The organism is Neopusillimonas maritima, assembly GCF_003576595.1.
GTDB classification, from domain to species: domain Bacteria; phylum Pseudomonadota; class Gammaproteobacteria; order Burkholderiales; family Burkholderiaceae_B; genus Neopusillimonas; species Neopusillimonas maritima.
Genome location: NZ_NQOU01000001.1, coordinates 553059 through 575655, shown reverse-complemented (window position 1 = coordinate 575655; position 22597 = coordinate 553059). Strand labels below are relative to the sequence as shown.

At 54.9% G+C, this 22597-nt stretch carries 17 protein-coding genes and 1 pseudogene; 12 read left to right on the top strand and 6 right to left on the bottom strand.

The genetic code is table 11. The annotated features are described in order from the left end of the window. The first annotated feature begins 11 nt into the window (after nt 1–11). Nucleotides 12–1481, top strand: coding sequence for a complex I subunit 4 family protein (locus CJO09_RS02815; protein ID WP_119440979.1), 1470 nt, complete (start codon nt 12–14; stop codon nt 1479–1481). Next, on the top strand, nt 1481–2833 hold the full coding sequence (locus tag CJO09_RS02810; RefSeq protein ID WP_119440978.1) for an NADH-quinone oxidoreductase subunit N: 1353 nt from the start codon (nt 1481–1483) through the stop codon (nt 2831–2833). Before CJO09_RS02815 ends, CJO09_RS02810 begins: the two co-directional genes overlap by 1 nt. A 127-nt stretch (nt 2834–2960) precedes the next feature. Here CJO09_RS02810 and CJO09_RS02805 read toward each other — a convergent pair whose 3' ends face one another. The 6 genes and pseudogenes from CJO09_RS02805 to CJO09_RS02775 all read right to left on the bottom strand — a co-directional run bounded on the left by CJO09_RS02805 (nt 2961) and on the right by CJO09_RS02775 (nt 7834). Beyond that, nucleotides 2961–3389, bottom strand: a complete 429-nt coding sequence (locus CJO09_RS02805) for a c-type cytochrome (RefSeq protein WP_119440977.1) — start codon at nt 3387–3389, stop codon at nt 2961–2963. Further along, the gene (locus CJO09_RS02800) at nt 3382–3807 is read right to left on the bottom strand and encodes a WD40/YVTN/BNR-like repeat-containing protein (protein WP_218961016.1); all 426 of its coding nucleotides are present in this window, start codon (nt 3805–3807) and stop codon (nt 3382–3384) included. The genes CJO09_RS02805 and CJO09_RS02800 overlap by 8 nt, the downstream gene beginning before the upstream one ends. 72 nt (nt 3808–3879) lie before the next feature. After that, nucleotides 3880–5045, bottom strand: a protein-coding gene (locus CJO09_RS02795; protein WP_391523625.1) for an IS3 family transposase whose coding sequence is annotated in 2 segments (ribosomal slippage) — nt 3880–4802 and nt 4802–5045 — 1167 coding nt in all. Because the reading frame shifts where the segments join, the coding sequence is not laid out codon by codon here. Between the two features lie 62 nt (nt 5046–5107). Then, nucleotides 5108–6343 (bottom strand): annotated as a pseudogene (gene istA, locus CJO09_RS02790) (IS21 family transposase); the annotation flags it as partial. Nucleotides 6344–6811: 468 nt separating this feature from the next. After that, a complete protein-coding gene (locus CJO09_RS02780; protein WP_119440974.1) occupies nt 6812–7486 on the bottom strand; it encodes a TrbM/KikA/MpfK family conjugal transfer protein in 675 nt (224 codons plus the stop codon). A 54-nt stretch (nt 7487–7540) separates the two neighbouring features. Continuing rightward, a complete protein-coding gene (locus tag CJO09_RS02775; RefSeq protein WP_119440973.1) occupies nt 7541–7834 on the bottom strand; it encodes a plasmid mobilization protein in 294 nt (97 codons plus the stop codon). Nucleotides 7835–8243: 409 nt separating this feature from the next. On the opposite strand from CJO09_RS02775, the gene CJO09_RS02770 reads away from it, so the two are divergent. From CJO09_RS02770 to CJO09_RS02725, 10 genes are all read left to right on the top strand, one after another. Then, nucleotides 8244–9500: an imelysin family protein gene (locus CJO09_RS02770; protein WP_245961227.1), complete on the top strand. Its 1257-nt coding sequence runs from the start codon at nt 8244–8246 to the stop codon at nt 9498–9500. Between the two features lie 10 nt (nt 9501–9510). Next, nucleotides 9511–11055: a di-heme oxidoreductase family protein gene (locus tag CJO09_RS02765; protein ID WP_245961205.1), complete on the top strand. Its 1545-nt coding sequence runs from the start codon at nt 9511–9513 to the stop codon at nt 11053–11055. Beyond that, complete coding sequence (locus CJO09_RS02760; RefSeq protein WP_119440971.1) at nt 11052–12185, top strand: imelysin family protein; 1134 nt, start codon at nt 11052–11054, stop codon at nt 12183–12185. The genes CJO09_RS02765 and CJO09_RS02760 overlap by 4 nt, the downstream gene beginning before the upstream one ends. Next, the gene (locus CJO09_RS02755; protein WP_119440970.1) at nt 12175–13305 is read left to right on the top strand and encodes a DUF1513 domain-containing protein; all 1131 of its coding nucleotides are present in this window, start codon (nt 12175–12177) and stop codon (nt 13303–13305) included. Before CJO09_RS02760 ends, CJO09_RS02755 begins: the two co-directional genes overlap by 11 nt. Nucleotides 13306–13771: 466 nt before the next feature. After that, nucleotides 13772–14968, top strand: coding sequence for a porin (locus tag CJO09_RS02750; RefSeq protein ID WP_119440969.1), 1197 nt, complete (start codon nt 13772–13774; stop codon nt 14966–14968). 182 nt (nt 14969–15150) lie between these two features. After that, entirely contained in the window at nt 15151–16617 is a 1467-nt protein-coding gene (gene gmtY / locus CJO09_RS02745; RefSeq protein ID WP_119440968.1) for a gamma-mobile-trio recombinase GmtY, read from the top strand. Nucleotide 16618: 1 nt separating this feature from the next. Next, on the top strand, nt 16619–19240 hold the full coding sequence (gmtZ, locus tag CJO09_RS02740; RefSeq protein WP_119440967.1) for a gamma-mobile-trio integrase GmtZ: 2622 nt from the start codon (nt 16619–16621) through the stop codon (nt 19238–19240). Beyond that, nucleotides 19237–19905, top strand: a complete 669-nt coding sequence (gene gmtX, locus CJO09_RS02735) for a gamma-mobile-trio protein GmtX (protein WP_119440966.1) — start codon at nt 19237–19239, stop codon at nt 19903–19905. Before gmtZ ends, gmtX begins: the two co-directional genes overlap by 4 nt. Beyond that, nucleotides 19898–20338, top strand: coding sequence for a VPA1267 family protein (locus CJO09_RS02730; RefSeq protein WP_119440965.1), 441 nt, complete (start codon nt 19898–19900; stop codon nt 20336–20338). Before gmtX ends, CJO09_RS02730 begins: the two co-directional genes overlap by 8 nt. Then, on the top strand, nt 20331–22505 hold the full coding sequence (locus tag CJO09_RS02725) for an AAA family ATPase (protein ID WP_071547861.1): 2175 nt from the start codon (nt 20331–20333) through the stop codon (nt 22503–22505). Before CJO09_RS02730 ends, CJO09_RS02725 begins: the two co-directional genes overlap by 8 nt. Nucleotides 22506–22597 lie beyond the last annotated feature (92 nt).

Below are 22597 nucleotides of genomic sequence, written 5' to 3'. Positions count from 1 at the left end.
ACCCTGTACTCATGTTACCACTCGTATCTCTGACCCTGTTTTTGCCACTCGTCGGCGCTGTGTTGATTCTGTGTTTGCCGAAGCCGACGGCACGGACGGTGCACAGCATAGCGATCGCCAGTGCCGCCCTGACCCTGGTCGGCGCTCTGGCCATGTGGCTTCAGGGCGTGAGTGGTGACGGCTTTTCCCAGGTCGAAGAGCTGGTATGGATGCCGGCCATTGGCGCCGCCTACCGGGTCGGGGTTGATGGCATCAGCCTGCCGCTGGTGCTGCTGAGTGCCGTGCTTTTCCTGGTTTCTTTCATCTACACGTCGTCGCTTCGCGACCGACCACGTGCCTACGTAGCTCTGATCCTGCTTCTGGAAACCGCTGCAATCGGTACTTTTACCGCCCTGGACGGCATTCTGTTCTACGTCTTCTTCGAAGTTTCCCTGGTGTCGATGTATTTCATGATTGCCGGATGGGGACATGAAGACCGGCAGCGGGCCGCCCTGATGTTCTTTATCTACACCCTGTTGGGCAGCCTGCCACTGTTACTCGCGATTCTGGGGCTTTACCTCGGCAGCCCCGACCCCACCTTCGATATGCGGGCGTGGATTGCCAACCCTCCCCTCGAGGGGGCGGCGGCCATGTGGGCGTTGATCGCCATGCTGATTACCTTCGCGGTCAAGATTCCTGCGATACCCCTGCATACCTGGTTACCTGCGGCACACGTGCAGGCACCGACCGTTGGTAGCGTCATCCTGGCGGGTATCATGCTGAAGTTCGGCACATACGGGCTGGTGCGGTTCGCCCTGCAAATGACCCCTGACGCCCTCCGCGATGCCGGCATCGTTGTTTTGTTTTTCGGTGTCGTCAGCGCAATCTACGGTGCCTTTGCCGCCCTGGCACAAACTGATCTCAAGCGCCTGGTGGCCTATACCTCAATCAACCACATGGGCTACGTCATTGTCGGCGTTGCCGTTGCCGCACTGACTCTGGACCCGTCGGTGCGTGCCGTCGCGCTGGATGGAGCCGTGCTGCAGATGTTCAGTCACGGCCTGGTCACCGGTGCCCTGTTCTTCCTGGTGGGCATGATTCAGGAGCGCGCCCATACCCGCGAAATGGGGGAGTTTGGCGGCTTGCTCAAAACGGTTCCATTGCTTGGCTGGTCCTTTGTGCTGGCGGCTTTCGCGTCTCTGGGTCTCCCCGGCCTGGCGCACTTCCCGGCAGAGTTCCAGATATTTCTCGCCACCCTGGGCACCACTCCCATCGCGGTTGTGGTGATTCTGGGTATTGCCATTATCGCCGGAACCTTTCTGAAGGCACTGCGTGAAACCTTTCTGGGTGAGCCCCGGGATCGCTGGAACAAAATGCCGGATCTGAGCCCGCGCGAAATTCTTGCGGTGGCGCCCCTGCTGGTGCTCACCGTTGCCACTGGCGCGGCGCCGTCCTGGGTGTTGGACGTTATTCATCGGACCACATTGGCACTGGTGCTGTAATGGGTCGTGATCTCGCATTAATCATTCCGGAAATTGCCGTTCTGTTGACGGCTGTCGGTGCCCTGATCGCGGAGATGCTGCGCCGGCCCCGGATTTCGCTGATCATTGCCGTCATCGGCCTGGTCGTTGGCACCGGGCTAACCCTGCGCCTGCTCGGCACAGACACAACGGTATTTGGCGGCAGCTTCCGGATCGACACGTTAAGCATCTGGGCCAAGCTCATCCTGCTGCCGGCTACGGTGCTTACGATGTTGCTGGCGCGGGTGGATGTCCGGGGGAGCGCCCGCGAGGGTACGGTCTACAGCCTGCTGATCTTTTCCACTCTCGGCGCCCTGGTGCTGGCGGGGGCAGGGGACACCATGTTTCTGGTGCTGGGTACGTTGCTGACCGGTTTGGCCACCTTCGCCCTGGTCGCCTATCCGGACACCGACCGGGCGACCGAAGCGGCCATGAAATTCTTTGTGTTCGCTTCGGTCACCACATCGATCATGATTTTCGGCCTGAGCTACTGGTTTGGCGCCTCCGGCTCTACGCTACTCGCCGATCTGCCGGGCATCGACACCATGCCGCTGGCTGTCATTCTAGGGTTCGTGGCTGTGGTTGTGGGTCTGGGCTACAAGGCATCGCTGGTTCCGTTCCACTTCTGGGCACCCGACGCCTACGAGGGCGCGCCGCTGTCGATTGCCGCCTACCTGTCGGTCGTGCCCAAGATTGGCGCCCTGTTTGCGCTGACTCAGGTGGTTCGTGACCTGCCGCCGGAAACCGGCTGGGCTGCGGTCATGGCGGGCCTGGCCGTGCTGAGCATGACCTACGGCTATCTTGCTGCACTGGTGCAGGACAATATTGTCCGGCTACTGGCCTATTCGTCGATTGCCCAGTCAGGCTATTTCCTTCTGGGCATCCTGGCGGTGAGCTCCAGTGAGCTGGCCTTGCCTTCAATCATTCTGTTTGCCGCTGCCTATGCGGCCATGAATCTGGGCGCTTTCGCCGTTGCCGCCGCAACCGGGCGCAGTCTGAACGATTTTGCCGGACTGGGACGTGCGCGGCCGCTTATGGGAATCGCAATGGTGATTTTCCTGCTGTCGCTGGTCGGCATACCGCCGCTGGCTGGTTTCGTTGGCAAGTTTATGCTCTTTGGCGCTACCATTGATGCCCAGTTTACCTGGCTGGCTGTGGTGGCAATTATCAACAGCGTGCTGTCGCTGGCGGTGTACCTGCGGATCATCGTGCCGATGGGCAGGTCAGGGGAGTCGGCATCCGTTGCAACCGAACCATGGCATGGAGTTGTGGTTATAATGGCGTTTTCGGCCACGCTTATTATCGGCTTGGGCGCCCAGTTCTTTCTCGTGTAAGCGAATACACCGCAAGATACAGCATTACGGTTTGGGCGCTGGGATGCGCCACCACAATGCTTGCTGTCGATTCGTGGCCTTAGTCGCCAAGAGCGCCATCAGTGGTTCTCCGGGCAGTGGGGTTAGGCTACTGGCTTTCTGTCTGCTGGTACTCCCGTTGTTCATCCGTCCAGAGGGTCTTTAGGTACTCGATTACTGCGCCAATTTCCTGGTCAGTCAGACTCTCCCCGAACGCCGGCATGGTTAGCCGTTCAGTTTTGTTGAACGGGTGTCGCCAGCCTTCCGCAATCATCTTGAACAACATGGCATCGCTGTGGCGCCAGGTGTGACCGGTGTCATCATGAGGTGGCGGGGGCATTTCCCCTTTCTCATCCGGCTTCTTCCAGTTGGCACCGCCTTCTCCCTGCCACCCGTGACAAGCAGCGCAGTATTGCTCATAGATCTGTCTGCCCTGGGCGACTTCCGCCGATGCAATCTCAGAAGCCCCGGGCCCGCCTGAGCCGCCGGCAAAGGCCGGCGCAGTGAGCAGGGCCACGGAGACAATCCACTTAATCATGGACAGGCGTCCATTCGCCAGCGGTGCTTCGGGCAAGCAGGTTCCCGTTTGCGGTGCCCACCACAAGTCCTTGTGTCGACGAGAAGGCAAGCGCTGTTACGGTTTGGGGGGCCTTAAGACTTGTCCAGGTTTCACCGCCATCGGTACTGTGATGAAGCTGCCCCTCGACTACGGCGTAAACGTTTTCCGGAGCCGCAGGATCATAGCTGATGGCGGACACGGTGCCGCGCAGGTCACCGGCATCGCCCCAGAAGCAGAAACAGTCCATGGAGCGGGCGACGCCGCGGGTTGTACCCGCGAACAGCCAGCCACTTTCCATGCTGCCGGGCATGTCCGAGTGCAGGAATGCCTGCACTGGCTCCTGGGGTCCGCTGTCTACTTTCACCCACTCGATGCCACCGTCCCTGGACCGGAACATGCCGTCCTTCCCGAGGTAGGCGTAGAGGGTTCCGGGCTGGGTGGCATGAGCGGCTATGGCAGTGTGTAGTGGTCAAGCAATTTCAGACACTGCGATAGGTTTTTCTACGTTGTTCTGTAGTTCATAATCAACGGGTGCGATGTATCCGAGCGTCGAGTGCAAACGCTGCACGTTATAAAAGCCAACAATGTAGTGCGTCACATCCTTTTCGGCCTCGACATGGTTGGCATAATCGCGCTGCCAGACGCGTTCCATTTTCAGGTTCAGGAAGAAGCGCTCCATGACAGCATTGTCCCAGCAGTTGCCTTTTCGGCTCATGCTGCAGCGTATACCGTATTGGGTCAGCAGAGTCTGGTACGTATCCGAAGCGTATTGGCTGCCGCGGTCCGAATGCACCATGACGCGTTGCTTTGGCTTGCGCCGCCAGACCGCCGCAAGTAAGGCCTGTAAAACCAGATCTTTACTCATACGCGAATCCATCGACCAACCGACCACTTGGCGTGAGAACAAATCCAATACAACGGCCAGATACAACCACCCCTCATGGGTACGGATGTAGGTGATGTCCGTTACCCAGGCGGTGTTAGGCGCGGCAACATCGAATTGGCGGTCCAGAATGTTGGCGGCAACGCTATGCGGGATACCACCATACGAACCCGGTCGACGACGGTACCCGACCTGAGCGCGCCAGCCGTGGATGCGCATCAAGCGTGCCACGCGGTGCCGGCTACAGGATTCACCCAATGCACGTAAATCATGATGCACCTTACGGTAGCCATACACGCGTGCGCTCTCCAGCCAAGACGCCTTCACTAATGCCAATAACCGTTGGTCTTCATGGTGGCGCTGACTGTGAGCATTGCGCCGCCATGCGTAATAACCGCTGTGATGCACTTGGAGCACGGCGCAAAGCCGTCGCACCGCATACTGAGTCGAATGCTGCTCGATAAACGCGTACTTCAGCCGGACTCCTTGGCAAAGTACGCGGCGGCTTTTTTTAAGATGTCTCGCTCTTCAGTGAGTCGCTTGACCTCGGTGCGCAACCGCTTGATCTCGGTGGCCTCGGCGCTGTCTTGCTGGCGCTGCTCGGGCGACGTGTTATAGCGCTTTAACCACGCATACATGCTGTGGGTCGATACGCCCAGACGGGCGGCGACCTCCGCAACCGGACGGCCGTGATCGGCCACCTGTTTGACCGCTGCAATCTTGAATTCTTCTGTAAATCGAGCCCTGCTCATAATGATCTCCATCAGTCGATATTATGAGGCAAAAATGTGTCTAGTAAACCCTGGTCGATTCATTTGAGCACTGCGCATAAAGCAGCGGCGGTCTCATGCGGTATGAGGGCCGCAATGGCCTGCTCCAAATCGACGATACGTTGGGCATGATTCCGATAATGGTGCGTGTTCTTGACGGTTCGACCCTTCTCGGAACACAGTTCATGGACGGCAATCGCATCGCCCGTTTCCAGGTCCGTAATAGTCAGATCATTGCCGTGCTCAGCGACGCCAACATTGGCCTGCTGCCAAGCCATGGGCACGGAATACTTGTTGGACTTCCAGGAGATGAGCCCCGTCTTATCGGCGCGCCGAGTCTGGGCACGGGTGCCCTGGTCGGTCAGGCTGGCCGGGGCCAGATATGACCGTAAGTGCTGACGTTCGTCTTGTTCGAAGTGTTCCCGTGGCACCCGCCCCGTCGTCCCATGAACCCGTGCATTAGCAACCGTCTCGAGCCAGTGCTGCATGTGCTGACGCAAGTCCTGCTCGCTGGCAAACTCTTCGCCGTATAGACCGTCTTGCTTGACGTATTTGACGCCAGCTTCCACTTTACCTTTGCTCTCCGGGTCATAGCCTTCGCAGGCATGGATGCGGAAACCCGCTGTCGTGGCGAACTCATGGAAACGCGGGTTGAGGGTCAGTTCCCGGTACTGCTCGCTGAGCACCACCAACTTGGTTTGATCGTACACACATTCCTCGGGTATGCCGCCGAAATAACGAAACGCCTCGTCGTGCAATTGAATAAAGGCAGCGGTATCCAATGGCTTGAAGGCGAGGCCCACATACATCAAGCGTGAGCACGACAGTACGAACACGACGAAGTGAACGGTACGTTCTTGTCCTCCAATGAGTACGCCGCGCAGTTCGCCTGGATCAACCTGGCATTGAATTCCGGGCACGGACTGAGGCACGGGTTCGTAATAGCGTAGCTGGCCTGTAGCGACCTGTTCCTTTAATGTCTGCACATAGCGACGAATGCTGCGCGAGGACACCTCAAGCTCTCCGCCGCGCTCCTGGAGCCGACGTGCCAGCTTGACGGCACTTAACTTCGGGAAGCGCTTAAGCTGATGAATCAGGAAATCCCGATGCGCATCCAGGCGCTTATGGCGCGACCGGTCGCCTTGGTAGGCACTGATCTGCGTCTCGTCCATCTGCACATACTTACGCACCGTGTTGCGCGAGATATCCAGCTCAAGGCTGATAGCCCGCAGCGACAGCCCGCGGCCCTCGTCATACAACCCTTTGATTTTATGAATCACTACCCACTCCTTCAATGATGCGCTCCCGTTGCCTTTTATATGGCAGGAACGCTACACGTTTCATGGCTTTGCAGCCACCGGCAGGTGGGTCAATTCTGTTGGCCAAAAGAGGGGCAGTTTAATTGGCCATCAACATTGAAATCCCATTTCAAGGCCAACGGCATAGATGCGACTGTACTGATGGATGGCAATTACGCATTGCAGATTTGTGTTGATCCAAATGACATGATGAAGGGAGTTTTTCGCATAAGTGAGCAGCTATTTCTCAGGGTGGCTTGCGAGTTCCAATCTTTACGGTGGTTTGCGGAGGAGCACTCTTCGATCTTCAGCGATGTGGTGGGAGACGTGAGCCCAATCACTATGGGCACCCATGGACTTATTAATGAGTCACCTCCAGGTTGGCAAGGCTTGAAGTGCCTGCTTGACGATCCAGCCTAGCTTAGGCCTCTGCGATCATAGTGGGTTTCCTCAGTAGTCGGGTCGTTGCCTTGGATCAGTGAGCGAGAAATTCCAGCCGCTGGCCCAAAGCCCATCATGTTTGGCGTTCCACTCGGTTTGTGCGGCCTCGTAGTCCTCAGCCTTTACCCAGAGCCCGCCCATGGCGGGTTTGCCGACATAGCGAACAGATAGTTCATGCGTCCAGGCGTGATCGTTGTAGGCGACGCAGTAGGTGGGAAGTTGGCTGAGCGTGACAGTGGGTAGTGGGTGGACTTCGTAAACCGGCTCCGCGCTGTCGCCGCTCCAGTAGTTGTAGCCGCGTTCGCGCCATTTATAAGCGGTGGCCGCATAGCTGCGGTTCAGAAATTCCGCATCGCATTTCCCAGCTCCGCGTGAAATCGCATCTATGCGTTCTGGTATGCCCGGATCGCTGGCTGCCGGACACTCAGATAGAAAATCGCGTCTTGCTGCGACCGTAGCAGTCCAGTCCAGCCCGCGCTTGTTGAATTTTTTAATACGAAAGTAATGATTTAGGGAAAGGTTGCATTCACCAGGACGCAAGCTAGACGACAGACAAAGTGTCGCTTCACAAGCCAGACGGGGGATGCCGGTAAGCAGTTCGATGGTGCCGGTGGCATGGGTAGCGGGAGCTAAAACGCAGGCAAGCGCCAGCGTCCCAGCCCGCAGGACGGGAAGGGGTTGCATGAGGGTGTCTCCGGGGGATGGTAAAGCAGGTGGCCGTGGTCAGGCCGGGGAAGGTTAGCGTTGCTGCTGTAGCGTTTGTTGTGCGATGGCAAGGTGCTCTGGCTTGGCCATGGCCCGTAACAGATGGGCGGATTCGACTGCGGCCAAGCGGGTGTCGCGCAGATGGCCCAGGTCGGCGACGATCTGACGTAATAGCGTCAGTTCTTCCTGCAGCGTGTCGTCAGCGGACAATCGTCGCCTTATATAGTTAGAGAGGGACAGTCCGGAGAGAGCGGCAGCCTCACCCAGACGCGCAGCATGGGACGGGGTCACCCGGATACGGATGACCTCAGACAGAGATTCGTTCATAGAGAAGCCTGTGGGAATGGTGATTCAGAAAGCTTGCGTCAGCATGTGCTGTGGGCGAAAATACAGCAGGCTGATTAGCTTGGCTAACAGCAAGCAAAAGATTTTGGGTACCTGTTTGGGTGCTTATTGAGATGAGGCCCTCTGTAGACCGCATGAATGCTGACTATTCGAGTCCCGCCGTCGCACCAGAATTTTAAAAAACCGTAACCAGTCCGGGTAGGTACCCTGAAGGTTGCGGTTTTTTTTCGCGTGGCGCTTTCATTCACCGTTGATGAACCGGCTTAGATGCTGATTAGTAAATGCAAATCGTTTACAATCTCAGTATTGAAATTGAAAACAACGGTTAAGGGCGAGATAAAGCATGATTAAGTTATCCAAGTTGGGGCATGTGTTTGGAGCGGTGCTGTTGATGGTTTCGTCCGCCTCGTGGGCCGCCACACCCGAAGCTGTAACCAAAACCTATGCAGACATTGCGCACGCTGCCTATACAGATGCACTGGATTCTGCACGCGATCTTCAGGCGTCGATCAATTTGCTTTTGGAAAAACCCAGTGCCGAGACGATGGCGGCGGCGCGCCAAGCCTGGATCGACTCGCGTGTACCTTATCAGCAAACTGAGGCATATCGTTTCGGCAACCCCATTGTGGATGCCTGGGAAGGCAAGGTGAATGCCTGGCCGCTTGACGAGGGCATGATTGATTATGTTGATGCGTCGTATGGCACTGACTCCGATTTAAATGCCTATTATGTGGTGAATGTCATTGCTAATCCGCAGTTGAAAATTGGTGGGCAATCAGTAAACGCATCGGAAATCACCCCTGATTTATTGCGTAATGTATTGCATGAAGCAGATGGCAACGAGGCGAACGTTGCAACGGGCTATCACGCTGTTGAGTTTTTACTTTGGGGGCAAGACTTGAATGGCACGGGGCCGGCTCCGGAAGGGCGCAGTGGCACCCCACAAGAGCGACACTCGGGTAATCGCCCCTACACGGATTACAGCATTGAAAACTGCACCAATGGAAATTGTGAGCGTCGCGCCCAATACTTACGGGTGGTAACCGACATGCTGGTGTCCGATCTCGAGCAAATGGTGACGTATTGGCAGGATCAGGGCCAGGCGCGTGAAGCGGTTGTGTCGGATCCTAAAGCGGGTCTGATCGCCATGCTGACCGGGCTGGGTAGTCTTTCTTACGGAGAGCTGGCGGGTGAACGCATCAAACTGGGTTTGATTCTTCATGATCCGGAAGAAGAGCACGATTGTTTCTCGGACAACACCCATAATTCACACTACTACAACCAATTAGGGATGCAAAACGTTTATTTGGGCGAGTATCTTGCGATTGACGGCACACTCACAGAAGGCCCGTCGTTAAGCGATTTGGTACGCCAACATGACCCCAAGTTGGACGAAGAAATGCGCTCGCGACTGTCGGCCACGTTGGCTGCAATGGAAATCATGCGTGAACGCGCGAAACACGTAGAAACGTACGATCAAATGATTGCGTCAGGCAACGCCGAAGGTAACGCTGTAGTGCAGTCGGTGGTGGATCATCTTGTTGCGCAAACGCGTAGTATTGAGCGGGTTATTGCTTTGCTTGACCTGGGTGGTGTTCAAATCGAGGGTTCTGACAGTCTTGACGGCCCCTCGGCCGTCTTCCAATAGCAGACGACTCATGACGCAGTTCGCGCACTATGCCATGAGTGGCCGGTCTCTGTTGCTTGCATTCTGTCTTGCAATCGGAGGGCCGGCGTACAGCCAATCGCAGCAGGCCGTGTCTGATCAGGCTCGACCCGATTTGTCTGATGCGTCTTATGAACGGGTTCAGGCGGTCACCGAATTCACTGAAGACTTCTCGCAAGCGGAGTCGTTTGAGGTCATGCAAGGTGGCGCGGGAACAGTTGATAAGCGGGTGAATGCCGATATTTTTTCCCATCCGGCTGCCAACTTAAGTTTTGAAGAGCGCCAACAGTTTCTTGTCGGGAACGGTTTGTTTCGCAAAGACTGGGTTTCGTCGCCCTCGTCTACGCTCGCATCCGACGGATTGGGGCCGCTATTTAACGCCCGATCATGTCAAGCGTGCCATGTCAAAGATGGCCGAGGTACGGTGCCGGGGTTTGACCCCGAAGCGCTTACGGGGAATATGGCCTTATTGATACGTTTGTCATTGGCGCATAATCAGAACGAGGCGGTCGACTCCGTGATTGAGGCATTGGAGGCACCCGACCCTGTTTATGGTCATCAGTTTCAGCCTTTTGCTGTTCCCGGATTAAGTCGAGAGGGGGATTTGCAGATTGGGTATGAATCGCAGGAAGTTACTTTGAACGGCGGCGAAACAGTTGAGTTGATGAAACCGGTTTACGAGCTAACCGACTTGGCATATGGCGCGCTACACGAAGATGTGCGTTTATCGCCTCGGTTGGCTTCGCCAATGATTGGGTTAGGTCTGCTTGAGGCGATTCATCCTAACGATATTCTTCGCAATATCAATCGCCCGGAGGCAAAAAAAGACGGTGTTACCGGGCGTGTACGTTGGGTTGAAGACCTTGAGACAGGAAAAAAAGCCTTGGGTCGTTTCGGTTGGAAAGCCGAGCAGCCTACCGTTAAGCAGCAGGCGGCGGTGGCGTTCTCCGCCGATATGGGCTTGTCCACTCCTCTGGTGCCGTCACCGTATGGCGAATGCACGTTTGCTCAAAAGGCGTGTTTCAAGATGCCGCATGGTGTTCAAAATAGTCAGGGGGCGCATGAGGTACCGGGTGAGCTGCTGGATTTCGTCAGCCGGTATTCCGAAAACCTGGCGTTGCCTCAACGTAGAAATGTGAATGATGTGCGGGTGTTGGCCGGGAAAAAGTTGTTTTACGAAGCCAACTGCGTGGCCTGCCATGTGCCTAAATATGTCACGCGCCGCGATGCAACGCATCCTGCCCATCAGTTCCAACTGATTTGGCCGTATACCGATATGTTGCTGCACGATATGGGGCCGGGCCTTGCCGATGAAGGAGGCGCATGGGCGCGGGAATGGCGTACCCCGCCTTTGTGGGGTATTGGGCTTACTAAAACGGTTAATCCGAACGCGACCTGGCTGCACGACGGGAGAGCTCGAACGTTACTCGAGGCCATTATGTGGCATGGCGGCGAGGCACAAGCCGCGCGAGACCGCGTGGCCGCCATGACGCCGGAAGATCGCGACAATTTATTGAAATTCCTGGAGTCTTTATGAAGCGCGTTGAGACGAAGGCACACGCTTGCGCCGCACGGGTGACGGCGTTTTGCATGGTGGCGGTATTAAGTTATATGGGCGTGAAATCCGCGTCGGCGCAAGGTGGTGAAAAGCACTCTGCGTCAGTTGCCGGCAGCGAGGTTGGCCGGCTGTGGGTTGAACGCGCGATTGCGCCTGGTTTTCAGCATTTGGCGCAACAGTCACGTAATTTGCAGCAGCATTTTGAACAGGGGTGCATCGAGGCGGATCCGGCGTGGCTGCACAAAACGTCTTCGGGTTTTGAGTCGGTCGTTAAAGCATGGTCGGGTGTAGCCTTCCTGCGGTTTGGCCCTTTGGTTGAAGATAATCGCTACGAACGTTTGAGTTTTTGGCCTGACCCCCGTGGTGTCATGCTGCGACAGGTTTCGGGAACGCTGCAGCAATTTCAGGGTGAAGAGCCTGCCGTGCCGATCGGTCAGTCGAGTGTTGCGGTTCAAGGGCTTCCGGCACTGGAATATGTTTTGTATCGGGATAAAGGCGTGTTGAATCATTCCTTGTCGGCAGATGAGCGCAGGCCGCTGTGCCGTTATGCCGCTGATCTCACGAAAAACATTGCGTCGGTAGCCGGTGAGTTAAGTGAGGCGTGGTTATTACCCGATGGCGAGTATGCGCAGCGTTTTGTTAAGCCTGCGGAAAATAATCCGGTCTATCGCAGCAATCAGGAGATTTTGTCGGAAGGCGTCAAGGCGTTATCGACAGGCTTGCAGTTTGTGCGCGATATTCAACTTGCCCCGCCGTTAATGGGGTCTGAGTCAAAAGTGGCGGTCAAGAAGGCGCCGTATTGGCGCAGCGGTTTAACCGGCCCCGCGATCGCGGCTTCACTGAGGGGGATGCGGACCTTTGTGCTTGCCCCCGACTTGTTGCCTGCTGATCAGGAATGGATTGTGGATCAAATTGAAGCTGAACTGGGCCGCGCAGCGCAACAGGCTAACACGTTGCCTCTGGCAGATGAAGCAGTTCCGTCGCCTTCCTTGCGACAGGAGTGGATGCTTTTGGGACGTATTGTTGATAATGCGAAAGATTTAACCGATGCCGATCTTGCGTCGGTGTTAGGTGTCAACGTAGGGTTTAACGCACTCGATGGGGATTAACCGAAGACAATGGCTGGGCTTGGCATTTGTGGCCGCTGTGGCACCGCAGCGCGCGGTCGGGGCGGCGGTGGAGCCCGGCTCTGCGTTACGCGGACCACTGTATCTGGCGGCACGTAAGTTGGGCGGCAATTATGAGGCGGTGCTGCTAACGGAAGGGGGCCAAGTCTTACGCTCCGTCAGGCTGTCAGGGCGGGGACACAGTTTTGCGCTTGACTCAAGCAGCGGCACAGTGGTGGCGTTTGCGCGACAGCCAGGTACGCAAGCTGTGATATTTTCCTGTGATCCCGGCAAATTGAACGAGCCGGCACGGGTTTTTCATACCCCACAAGGGCGCCACTTTTCGGGCCATGGTGCGTTTTCAGCAGATGGGCAATTACTGTATGCGGCTGAGAACGATTTTGAGGCCGGGCGTGGCGTGATTGGTCTTTATCGGTTGAACCCATCCTCCGGCGGATTCGACAGAGTGGGGGAGTGGGCGTCTGCAGGTATCGGCCCCCACGAAATAATTCTTGATGTAAAGCAACACCGTTTATGTGTTGCCAATGGCGGCTTGTTGACGCATCCGGATTACGACAAACTGGTGTTGAATCGAGACACCATGCAAGCTTCATTGGCCTATTTGGATGTGTCCAACGGCCAAATACTGTCGCGCCACGTTTTACCCGCTCGCCAACATCAGCAATCTATCAGGCACGTGGTGTTGGATCATCAGCAATCTGCGTGGTTTGGCTGCCAGTATCAAGGAAGTCGTGCGCATCAGATACCTTTGGTGGGTTATCACAGCGGGTCGGGCTCCCTTGAGTGGGTGCAAGCCGACGACGAAATCTGGCATGCCATGCAACATTATGTGGGTTCAATCGCGTTCGACCCCATCACCCGTGTTGTCGCAGCAAGTAGCCCGGTGGGGGGAGTGGTGGCCTATTGGGATGCCGCAAGCAAGACGTTTCTTGCGATGCACGATCTACCCGACGGGTGTGGTGTGGCGCCGGCTTCACAGGGGGGATTCATCGTGAATAGCGGGTTTGGTCGGTGGGCTCACTGGCGCCCCGGTATGGCAGCGCCCAAAGTGTTAAAAAGTGATCAATCGGTAGCATGGGATCACCACTTGCGCACCCTTTAGAGAGCCGTTGAAATATGACAAAAATGTTTCAGTTTTGATTTTGGTATTAGAACTATCCCGTAGTCGATTGTTATTACACGTTTTTCTAAAGTGACAGTCTCTTTTATGTCTTATACTTGTACTGTACGGTACAGAATTTATAATTAGAAAATATTAAATGAAACAAATATTTAACAATTCTATTTAAAATAAAACATCGGTTTAAAGTTGGCTTTTTTATTCTTTTGGAAAAAATTTTCCTAGGGTTATTCAGATCAGTGAAAACCCTTTGTTTTGATCATTTTTTGATCACTTTTGTTGTCGGGTAGCAACACAAAAACAGAAAGAACCGGGTTTTTGCGTGTTTGTGATGGCAAGAAGTCGGGATTTTTGTTGGAATACTCTTCAACTTCCCATCGCGGAGTTCAACAAGGCAACTGGGCAATGACCGGGTTGCCACTCAACTCAAATCTACGGAGATTTACTCATGAAAAAAAATCTGCTTACAGCCGCGTTGATCGCCGGCTTCGCTGCAGGTGCGGTACAAGCTGAAACTTCCGTTACGCTGTACGGCCGCGTTGACGGTGGTTTTGGTTACCAGCAATTCAAAGGTACCGATGCTGCCGGCGCCGACGTTAAAGGCACAAACACTGGTATGGTCAGCGGTATCAACTCCGGCAACCGCTGGGGCTTGAAGGGTACCGAAGATCTGGGTGAAGGTCTGAAGGCGGTTTTCCAATTGGAAAGCGGTTTCGACCTGGGTACAGGTGAATCCGGTCAGGGTGGTCGTTTGTTCGGTCGCCAGGCTACTGTTGGTTTAATGTCCGATTCCTGGGGTCGTCTCGACTTTGGTCGTCAAACCAATATCGCCTCGAAATACTTCGCCGGTGTTGCCAGCCCCTTCGGGACTTCTTTCGGTCAAGCTCGCGTGGGTTCGGCATTTAGTGCTGCCCGCAACCACCGCCTCGACAACATGATCATGTATCAAACCCCTAATTTCTCCGGCTTCCAGTTTGGTTTGGGCTATTCCTTCAACGCCAGCGGCAATCAGGAATTCAAGCAGTCTGGCGGTGCAGAGCCTAATGTTCGCTCCTGGACAACTGGTCTTCGTTATTCCAATGGCCCATTGGCTGCCGCTTTGGTATACGACCAGTTCAAAAACAAGTCTACTGGTAACTTTACTGCGGCTGACGATGGTGTAACGGTTAAGTCATGGAACTTGGCACTGAGCTATGACTTTGAAGTTGTTAAAGTTCACGCTGCGGGTGGTCAAACTCGTAACGGTTGGTTCTCCGCCAACTCCAGCTTGGGTAGCAACAGCTACTTGGGCAACTTCTCGGGTAACATCCCTGACCCCAGCTCAAGCAACCCTGCCAAAACTAGCCTTGAGTTGAACTCGTTCGCTGTTAACGACAACCTGAAAGTGAATTCCTACGCTTTGGGTCTGAGCGCTCCTGTTGGTTCAGCCGGCAAACTCATGGCCAGCTGGATGATGTCTGATCCCAGCAACGCTGGTATCTACAACTGGGGTGAAGACAAGCAAAACGTATACAGCGTTGGCTACAGCTACAAGCTGTCCAAGCGTACCAACATCTACGCTTTGGGTTCCTATGCTGACAACGTCAACTTCCAGGACGACCTGAAAGCTACTCAGTTCGCTGTTGGTCTGCGTCACCAGTTCTAATTTGAAGTTGTATCTCGCTTCAAATCTGAACGCGTTGTAAAAGACAAAAGCCACCTTTCGGTTCCGTATAGGACATAAAAGGGTGTAATTTTGATAAACAACCCCCGATCAGGGGGTTGTTTTTTGCCTAAGAATATAATTAGTATGTAGGAAAAAACATGTAATCAGTGTAAGGAATAGGGATGTTCGCCACTAAAGTGAAGGCAAAAATCGTTGAGGACAGTAGCGGAGTGACCACGGAGATTCCGGTCATTCTGTCAGACGAAGGCGTGTTGGAATCCGTCACCGATTATGTCCTTAACCTCCATTTGAATGGTGTCTCGCTTTCAACCATCAATAAGCGACTTCAGTCTATCATGCTCCTCATTGAGTTCATGGATGCCAACACAGGCATGTTCGACGATCCCGAGGAGCTGTTTTCGGTCTTTGTCAGGAGGCTATACAGCGGCACAGTTGGCGAAGATGGACTAGATACTTCCGGACTGTATTGGATACCTGCCTCAGTCGGGTCAGTTGGTAAGCACATATACAATCTGACGGAATTCACGGACTGGGTTTCTGAAAAAGGCCTGGGCAAGCCCCTAAATACCCTGCGTAAAGCCACTCGCCATGAGGAGCGCATTCTGTTCGCAGCGTGGTTCAGGCGAAATCAGAATGACTTCCTCGGGCACATCAAAGACAAGTCGATCAACAATACCGTCAAGAGAGCCCGCAGCATTAAAGGCAGAACACCGTTGGCAAAAACCAACGACGATGCCATTGCCTTCCCTGCGGGAAAGTTTGAAGACTTCTACCTGAAGGGCCTGGGTAAAACGAAAGACCCTCGCGTTGCGCTAAGAGATAAGCTCATAGCCCTCCTGATGCATGGTGCTGGATTCCGGCGTAGCGAGGCCCTTTTGTTGTGGGTCACGGATGTCTTCGAGGACCCCGATGATCCGAACCGGGCCATCGTCAGGATTCACAACGAATTAGAAGGAATAGCGCCAAACAACTGGAAATCCAGAAAAGGAATAACGACACGCAAGGCGTACCTTAAGGAAAAATACGGGCGCATACCGCGCCTGGAGATGCAAGGCACTCAGCATCTTGGCTGGAAGGCAAAGCAGTTTGACCATAAAGACGGTTACCTAGAGGCGTATTTTTTTCCACAAGACTTTGCACGGGTCTTCATGGCCCTATGGCGACAGTATCTGGTCTATCGGGCGGGCGTGGACTGTCATCACCCCTATGCCTTTATCAATTTCAAGGCTCCGCATTTGGGGAATCCCTACACTTACAACGCCCTCAATTACAGCTATGCAGCGGGACTGCGTCGAATCGGCCTGGAACCCAACAAGGCCGAAGGCCTGGACCCACACGGTCATCGACACAACTACGGTCGCCGATTGACCGATGCGGGCATTGATCCGCTCATCCGGAAAAAATGCCTGCATCATAGAAGGCTGGAATCCCAGGAGGTTTACACCCAACCGTCCAGTGCAAAAGTTTCAGAGGCTCTATCTCAGGCATCACAGCGACTTCAGTTGGGATCGGATAAGGAGAAGACACCCGCGTCTTTCGACTGGAAGACCCTGGCAGAACACGGTTTTGAAGACATCGATCCAAACGGCCACTTCACCGGCAAGAATCCGCGGTTAGGGAAACGATAACATGACCAAAAAATCAGGAAGGAAAGGCTACACCACGGATCTGACGCTGGGGTGGGTGACTGAGGAACTCGGGCACGACTGGCTGCAATGGCAGCAGTACGCCGTTGAATGGCTAAAAACGCAAGACAAAGGCGTTAGTAAGCGTTTGGAGGGTATAAGAAAATTGTTTCTTTACCTGAACGCAAAAGCCCCGTATGCCGCTGACGTGGTCACAATGTTCAAGGGCCATCCGAGCGGCCACAAGGTGTCCAGTGAAGAGCTTGAGGCCTTTCTGGTTAGCAGTGGAACGACTGCCAATAATCATCAATACGTTGCGTTCATGGTCGATTTATGTGACTACATCCTCCAGCACCATTTGAGTGTCGAGGATGATAACGGCGTCGAGCGGCCCCTGTTCCTGAATCCGCTCGATAAAATCAAGAACAATACATCAAACACCGAAACCGTCCACAGCCCGTTACCCTATCGCTATATCCAGCAAGCCAGGCACATCCTCTGCCCCTATCCAACCGATGACCCTGGGAATAAAACGCCATGGATCGGCTTTGATTTCCGGGACTGGCAGTGGGCTATCGACTACCTTCAGTCTGGCAATCAGGCGTGGATGGAAGTGCCTTCGGAGGTCATTGATTCCGACGATCCGGATTGCGTTGCCCGTACACGGATTATTAACAGGAACAATAAGAGCGTTGAGATTCATGAAATTTGGTCGCCAGCGATGGCGATGTTTCTATTTACCAAGCTCCATCTGCCGCTTCGTTCTTACCAAGTGCGGTTTCTGGACTCCGGCGAAGGCGATACCTGGCGTTACGAGCGCGGTCATTGGGTCGAGAACATCAAGCATCCATTGAGGTACGGGACCCCGAAACGCCCCTATCAGAAAGGCGTCTTCCGGCGCATTTATGACTCGATGACGGAGAGCTATACCACCGGGCTGTACGTGTCCACCAACAAAACCGCCGACCAAAACAAAGAGGAGATTCAGCGAGGGTATACTATCCCGTGGCAGCACGAAGAACTGCTGTATTGGCTGGAAAAACTCCGCAACTGGCAGGAAAAATATAACCCCATCGACCGGTTGATCGGTGGTACAGAGCTTCAAAGAAAACACGTTGGCGCAGCCAAATCCAGGAAGCAATTAGCCGAAATGGGCGAGTTCGCGTTTCTGTTTCGAGACCGAAATTCCGTGCTCCCGATCTCCAAAAATTCTGTTTTTAATCCTTGGTACCGCCTGTTGTTGAAACTGGAAGGAGATCTGTTCAAGTCAGGCCTGACGATGAAGAACGGCGACCGCCTTCGGTTTGTGAAAGACTACGGCGAGGACTACGAGGGTCAAGAATCAGTCAAGTCGGCAACGGACTACCCGCTGCACAGCCTCCGCGTATCGCTGATCACCTGCTACACCATGGACACCGATCTGCCGTTGCCGGTGATCTCCAAGCTTCTGGCCGGTCATACCCGGCTGTTAATGACGATCTATTACAACAAGATCACGCCCTCAGTGATGGCCGAGAAAATGAAAGAGGCAGACGCAGCGCTGTCTGAAAGGGGTGAAGGCTCGCTCCGAAACTTCCTTGCAGACGCCGAGATGAGGCAGATCCCCCTCCGCGCAGCCTTTCACAACGACCAGTACAATTCTGTTGAGTCCGTACTTGCCAACCGGAATCCCATTGGCTGGGAGGAACGGGCCACGGGCGTGTGCCTGGTCGGCGGTAACACCGTGCGCTCGGATGAGCTATCCACCGTGGGCGGTTGCTGGAACGGCGGCCCCCTTATGAAAGATTCAGAACATGTGTACTCAAGGATTTATGGCCCGGTACCCCATGGCCCTGAAAACTGCCCCCGCTGTCGCTGGCACATCACCGACGCGACTTACCTTCCTGCACTCAACTCTAAGTTCAATCAGGTCAGCTACAAGGCGCACCAGGCGGCTGAACTGGCCGTCGAGATTGAGGGCCAATTAGAGGCCCTGAAGGATGATTTGTACCTCGCCGAGGAAGCCGGCAAGCCGTTCCTCAAGCACAGCGAACTTCAGGCGCTGGAGCGCCGGTACGAAAAGCAGCGCGTGGAGGCAGATGAATACGCCAAGGACTACATCGCGATCTTCAATTTGATCAACAAAGTGGTCCAGATCGAAAATGAGCGAACGGAGGACGATGACCGTCAAAAGCTGGTCGCCGTAGGGTCTGCGGAAGACCTCAACGTCAGCATGAAATTCATCGAAACCGACTCGGAATTGCTGCACCTGTCTTTGCTCTGTGAGGACGCTGAATTCTATCCCGACCTGCACGATGACCTGCGCAAGACGCCTGCGATTGCCAAGCGCACCAACGCCTTGAGTCGCATGATGGCCCGCTCCGGGTACAAGCCCGTCTTCCTGGAAATGGACGAAAACACGCAGTTGATTGTGGGTAACGCGCTCATTCGAAAGATGGCTAAGATCGCGGACCCAGACGACAGGATGGAAGGCTACCGAATCGCGACTAATTACATCGAAGCGCAAGAGTACCTGGAGAACGATGGGCTACTGAAATCCGGATTTGAAGCCGTCAAACAAATAACCCCGATCACGCTGTCGTCGGGCGCTCTGAAGCGCATTCCGGCCTTGGAGGTGTCCGAATGAACATTGATGTCGATGCGGTTCTGGACACCCTTAAAGACGGCAAGACCGCGAAGACGAAGGCTTCTCTGGATAAGCTTCACGAAACGTTGAGCGTCTACTTCGACTCCGGTGCTCGGGACTTTTCCATCACCACTATCGGGCGCGTATCCGAGGAGGATGGCGGTGTGGGCTATCAGTCGATTCGTGCCACTGCAAACAAGCATTATCGGGATCTAGTCGAAGCCTGGGCCGCCAAGGCAAAGACCACCACGAAGAAACCACCGGTCGGGCCACCCAAGAGAATGAGCCAGGACCACCAACTGCTGGAGCGCATTGAGGACGCGGCGGTGCGTGCCCTCTTTGGGCAAATCATTCGGGAGCGGGATCGCTACAGAAGCGAAGCGAACATGCTCAAGAGCACAACCGAGATCGTGATTGATAAGCGTCCCACGACCTATGGGGAACCCCAGTCAGAAGCCAGTGTGGAGCTGCTGCCCTCGTTAAAGGGAATCTGTTCGGAAAACGAGATCAAGGCGTTGCAAACCGTCTGCACTGAGGAATGGTTGGAGAAACTCGGATTTAGAGCGAACGCATTGGGCCAAGTGAAAGATGAGCTGGGTACGGAAATCCTGCCTCGTGGCTTCCTGACCGGGCTCAAGAAGATCCTGGGGGAAATGGATGAGTAATGGTCAGGAAAGAGCACGTCAGAACCTGAGTGCCTTTCAGAGCTGGGTGGCCACCCAAACGGATGACGACTTTAAGCAGATCGTCTTTCGGGGCCAGTTAAACCGTGGCGAAGTGGCTAAAGCCATAGGCATCGGAAAGAGCGCGTTGCGCCAGAATCCGGCCATCAAAACGGCGCTGGAGAATCTGGAGCAGAACCTGCGTGATCGGGGTGTTCTGCCAGAACTGACCGAAACCGCCCAGGCCCAGCGATCAGAACCCAAACGCTATGATCCCAGCGTTAACAAAAGAGCCATGGAATCGAGAAGGCTCTCAGTGCTGGAGCAGGAAAACATTGAACTAAAGGCCCGGGTGGCAACCCTCGAAGCCAAGCTAAAACGTTACGGTGAACTGTCCGAAGTCCTCACAGAGTTCGGAGTAGCGCCCGATGCATGAAGAGTATTTCCGTGTCACCAGCTGCCAGCATAACGGCTATAAATACACGATCTTCACGGGCGTTCCCCTCAAGACTGACAGTTACAAGATCAACTCGGGCAAATACATCGTCAGCATCCGATGCGAAAACCAGTCCCTGCCTATCAAGCCGTCCGTTGGTCAGCAATGGCGAGTGCGTGGCGTAAGGACGCTGGAGACCGTTCAGGCAGGCGATTATAAGCTTCAGCAACATTTGTATGACGCCCCAGCTGAGATGGAGTGCACGCTGCCGGAAACGGGCGAGGCGCTGATCCGTTTCATTGCCAATGAAAAGGAGTTCACCGGTATCGGTGAGGCCAAAGCACGCGCCCTCTGGAACGTTTTTGGCAGTGACCTGCACCCCATGCTCCAATCCAATACCTCCGAGCACAGAGGCCGTCTCAGGGAGGTTCTTAGCGAGGTTTCAGTAACCGCGCTATACAACGGCTACGCCAAGTACAAAAACCTTGCGCATGCGAATTGGCTGGCTTCTCTGGGAGTGCCGCTGAGCATCCAGCAACGCATTCTAAAGTACCACGATAATCGAACCGTTGAGGTACTCAAGACCAATCCCTACGCATTGCTCGGATTCGGAATGCCTTTTCCCGATATCGATGCGATTGCTGAAAAAATGGGCATGGATAAATCGGCACCGGTGCGGCTCGCAGCTGCGTTAGAAAGCGCGATACGAAAAGAGGTAGAAAAGGGGCACACCTACGCCTCCCATCCGGCGCTCAGGCCCGAGGTGACCAAGCTTCTGGGCGATAAAGCTCTGGTCGCAGAGGCGTTCGCCAGCGGTTATCGCAACGGCCAGTTCATTCTCAGGCCAGAGACCGGCACCTACCACCCTACCGCCCAAATCATGATGGAGTCGGTCGTTGCGAAGCGGCTCAAGGCCCTGGCCGCCATCAAGAATGAAGATGAATCCGTCTTCAAGGCGCTCACCGAGGCCGTTCAGGAGTTGCCCTACGACCTGACCGAGCAGCAGGTCCAAGCGGTCGAGTTGAGCCTTACCAATGCGGTGTCCTGCATTACGGGTGGTGCCGGTACGGGTAAAACCACGGTCCTTCGTGCCGTGCTCAAAGCCTATGCCGCACTAGGCTATCAGGTTCATGCCGTCGCTCTGTCGGGGCGAGCTGCTATGCGACTGCACGAGAGCATCGGATTCTTCACCATGACAATTGCTCGCCTGTTGCGGGAAGAGCCGATCTCGCCGTCACTGGATCAGGCGCAGCATCTCCTGGTCATCGACGAAGCCAGTATGACCGACCTGCCGACCATGTATCGGATTGTTACGCACCTCGATCCTTCGGTACGCATCATCCTGACCGGCGATCCGAACCAGCTACCAGCCATCGGCTGCGGCAAAGTCCTCTCAGACATCGTTGAGTCCGGTGCAATCGCTACGGTTGAGTTGAACATCGTCAAACGCCAGGAAGACTCAACGGGCATCCCGGAATACTCGGCCACCATCAATCGGGGTGAGGTGCCTCCTGCGTTATCGGTTGGCGCAATCACGTTCCACGAGACGCCTCCGCAGAAGATGGTCGATAAGTGCAAATCCTTGTATGCGGAGTCACCCTATAACACTCAGATCATCGGAGCCACCAAGGCTCTAGTTGGCGAGGTGAACCGTGAGTGCCAAAAGCTGATCAATCCCGATGGGGAGTGCTTGCAGTTTAGACTGCATGGCGATGAATTCTTCCTCGATATCAGAGTGGGCGACCCGATCCTCTTCACCAGGAACAAGTACAACATCGGCATTCAGAATGGGTCTCTTGGCGTATTATCCTCAACAGAGCGCGACACCAAGGACGGCCAGGAAACATTTGGTGTCGTGACGCTGGATACCGGCGAAGCCATTTCAATTACGGATGAAGTCTTCGATTGCATGGAGCTTGGCTACGGAATCACGCTCCACAAGGCTCAAGGGAGCCAGTTCCCGAGAATCATCGTGGCAGTCCAGACGGGGCGTATCTCAGACCGTGCGTGGCTTTACACGGCGATTACCCGTGCCGAGGCAGAGATACATATTGTCGGGCAGGCTAGTGATTTTGCGTCCATCGTAAAATCGGTAAGCAATGCCACCAGGCGGGCGAGTTTCTTGAGGGAGCTGCTGCAAGAGAGGGATTCGGGGGTAAGCCATTAATGGCACGCCCCCTCATCGCCGGTCGCGGCCATCGGGACCTCTCCCTGTACCGCAACTTCATCTTAAACGATCATCGCTGGTCGTCAAATACC

Coding starts and splice junctions, on each gene's coding strand:
- CJO09_RS02815 (WP_119440979.1), top strand. CDS start 12: ATGTTACCACTCGTATCTCTGACCCTGTTTTTGCCACTCGTCGGCGCT.
- CJO09_RS02810 (WP_119440978.1), top strand. CDS start 1,481: ATGGGTCGTGATCTCGCATTAATCATTCCGGAAATTGCCGTTCTGTTG.
- CJO09_RS02805 (WP_119440977.1), bottom strand. CDS start 3,389: ATGATTAAGTGGATTGTCTCCGTGGCCCTGCTCACTGCGCCGGCCTTT.
- CJO09_RS02800 (WP_218961016.1), bottom strand. CDS start 3,807: ATGTTCCGGTCCAGGGACGGTGGCATCGAGTGGGTGAAAGTAGACAGC.
- CJO09_RS02780 (WP_119440974.1), bottom strand. CDS start 7,486: ATGCAACCCCTTCCCGTCCTGCGGGCTGGGACGCTGGCGCTTGCCTGC.
- CJO09_RS02775 (WP_119440973.1), bottom strand. CDS start 7,834: ATGAACGAATCTCTGTCTGAGGTCATCCGTATCCGGGTGACCCCGTCC.
- CJO09_RS02770 (WP_245961227.1), top strand. CDS start 8,244: ATGGTTTCGTCCGCCTCGTGGGCCGCCACACCCGAAGCTGTAACCAAA.
- CJO09_RS02765 (WP_245961205.1), top strand. CDS start 9,511: ATGACGCAGTTCGCGCACTATGCCATGAGTGGCCGGTCTCTGTTGCTT.
- CJO09_RS02760 (WP_119440971.1), top strand. CDS start 11,052: ATGAAGCGCGTTGAGACGAAGGCACACGCTTGCGCCGCACGGGTGACG.
- CJO09_RS02755 (WP_119440970.1), top strand. CDS start 12,175: ATGGGGATTAACCGAAGACAATGGCTGGGCTTGGCATTTGTGGCCGCT.
- CJO09_RS02750 (WP_119440969.1), top strand. CDS start 13,772: ATGAAAAAAAATCTGCTTACAGCCGCGTTGATCGCCGGCTTCGCTGCA.
- gmtY (WP_119440968.1), top strand. CDS start 15,151: ATGTTCGCCACTAAAGTGAAGGCAAAAATCGTTGAGGACAGTAGCGGA.
- gmtZ (WP_119440967.1), top strand. CDS start 16,619: ATGACCAAAAAATCAGGAAGGAAAGGCTACACCACGGATCTGACGCTG.
- gmtX (WP_119440966.1), top strand. CDS start 19,237: ATGAACATTGATGTCGATGCGGTTCTGGACACCCTTAAAGACGGCAAG.
- CJO09_RS02730 (WP_119440965.1), top strand. CDS start 19,898: ATGAGTAATGGTCAGGAAAGAGCACGTCAGAACCTGAGTGCCTTTCAG.
- CJO09_RS02725 (WP_071547861.1), top strand. CDS start 20,331: ATGCATGAAGAGTATTTCCGTGTCACCAGCTGCCAGCATAACGGCTAT.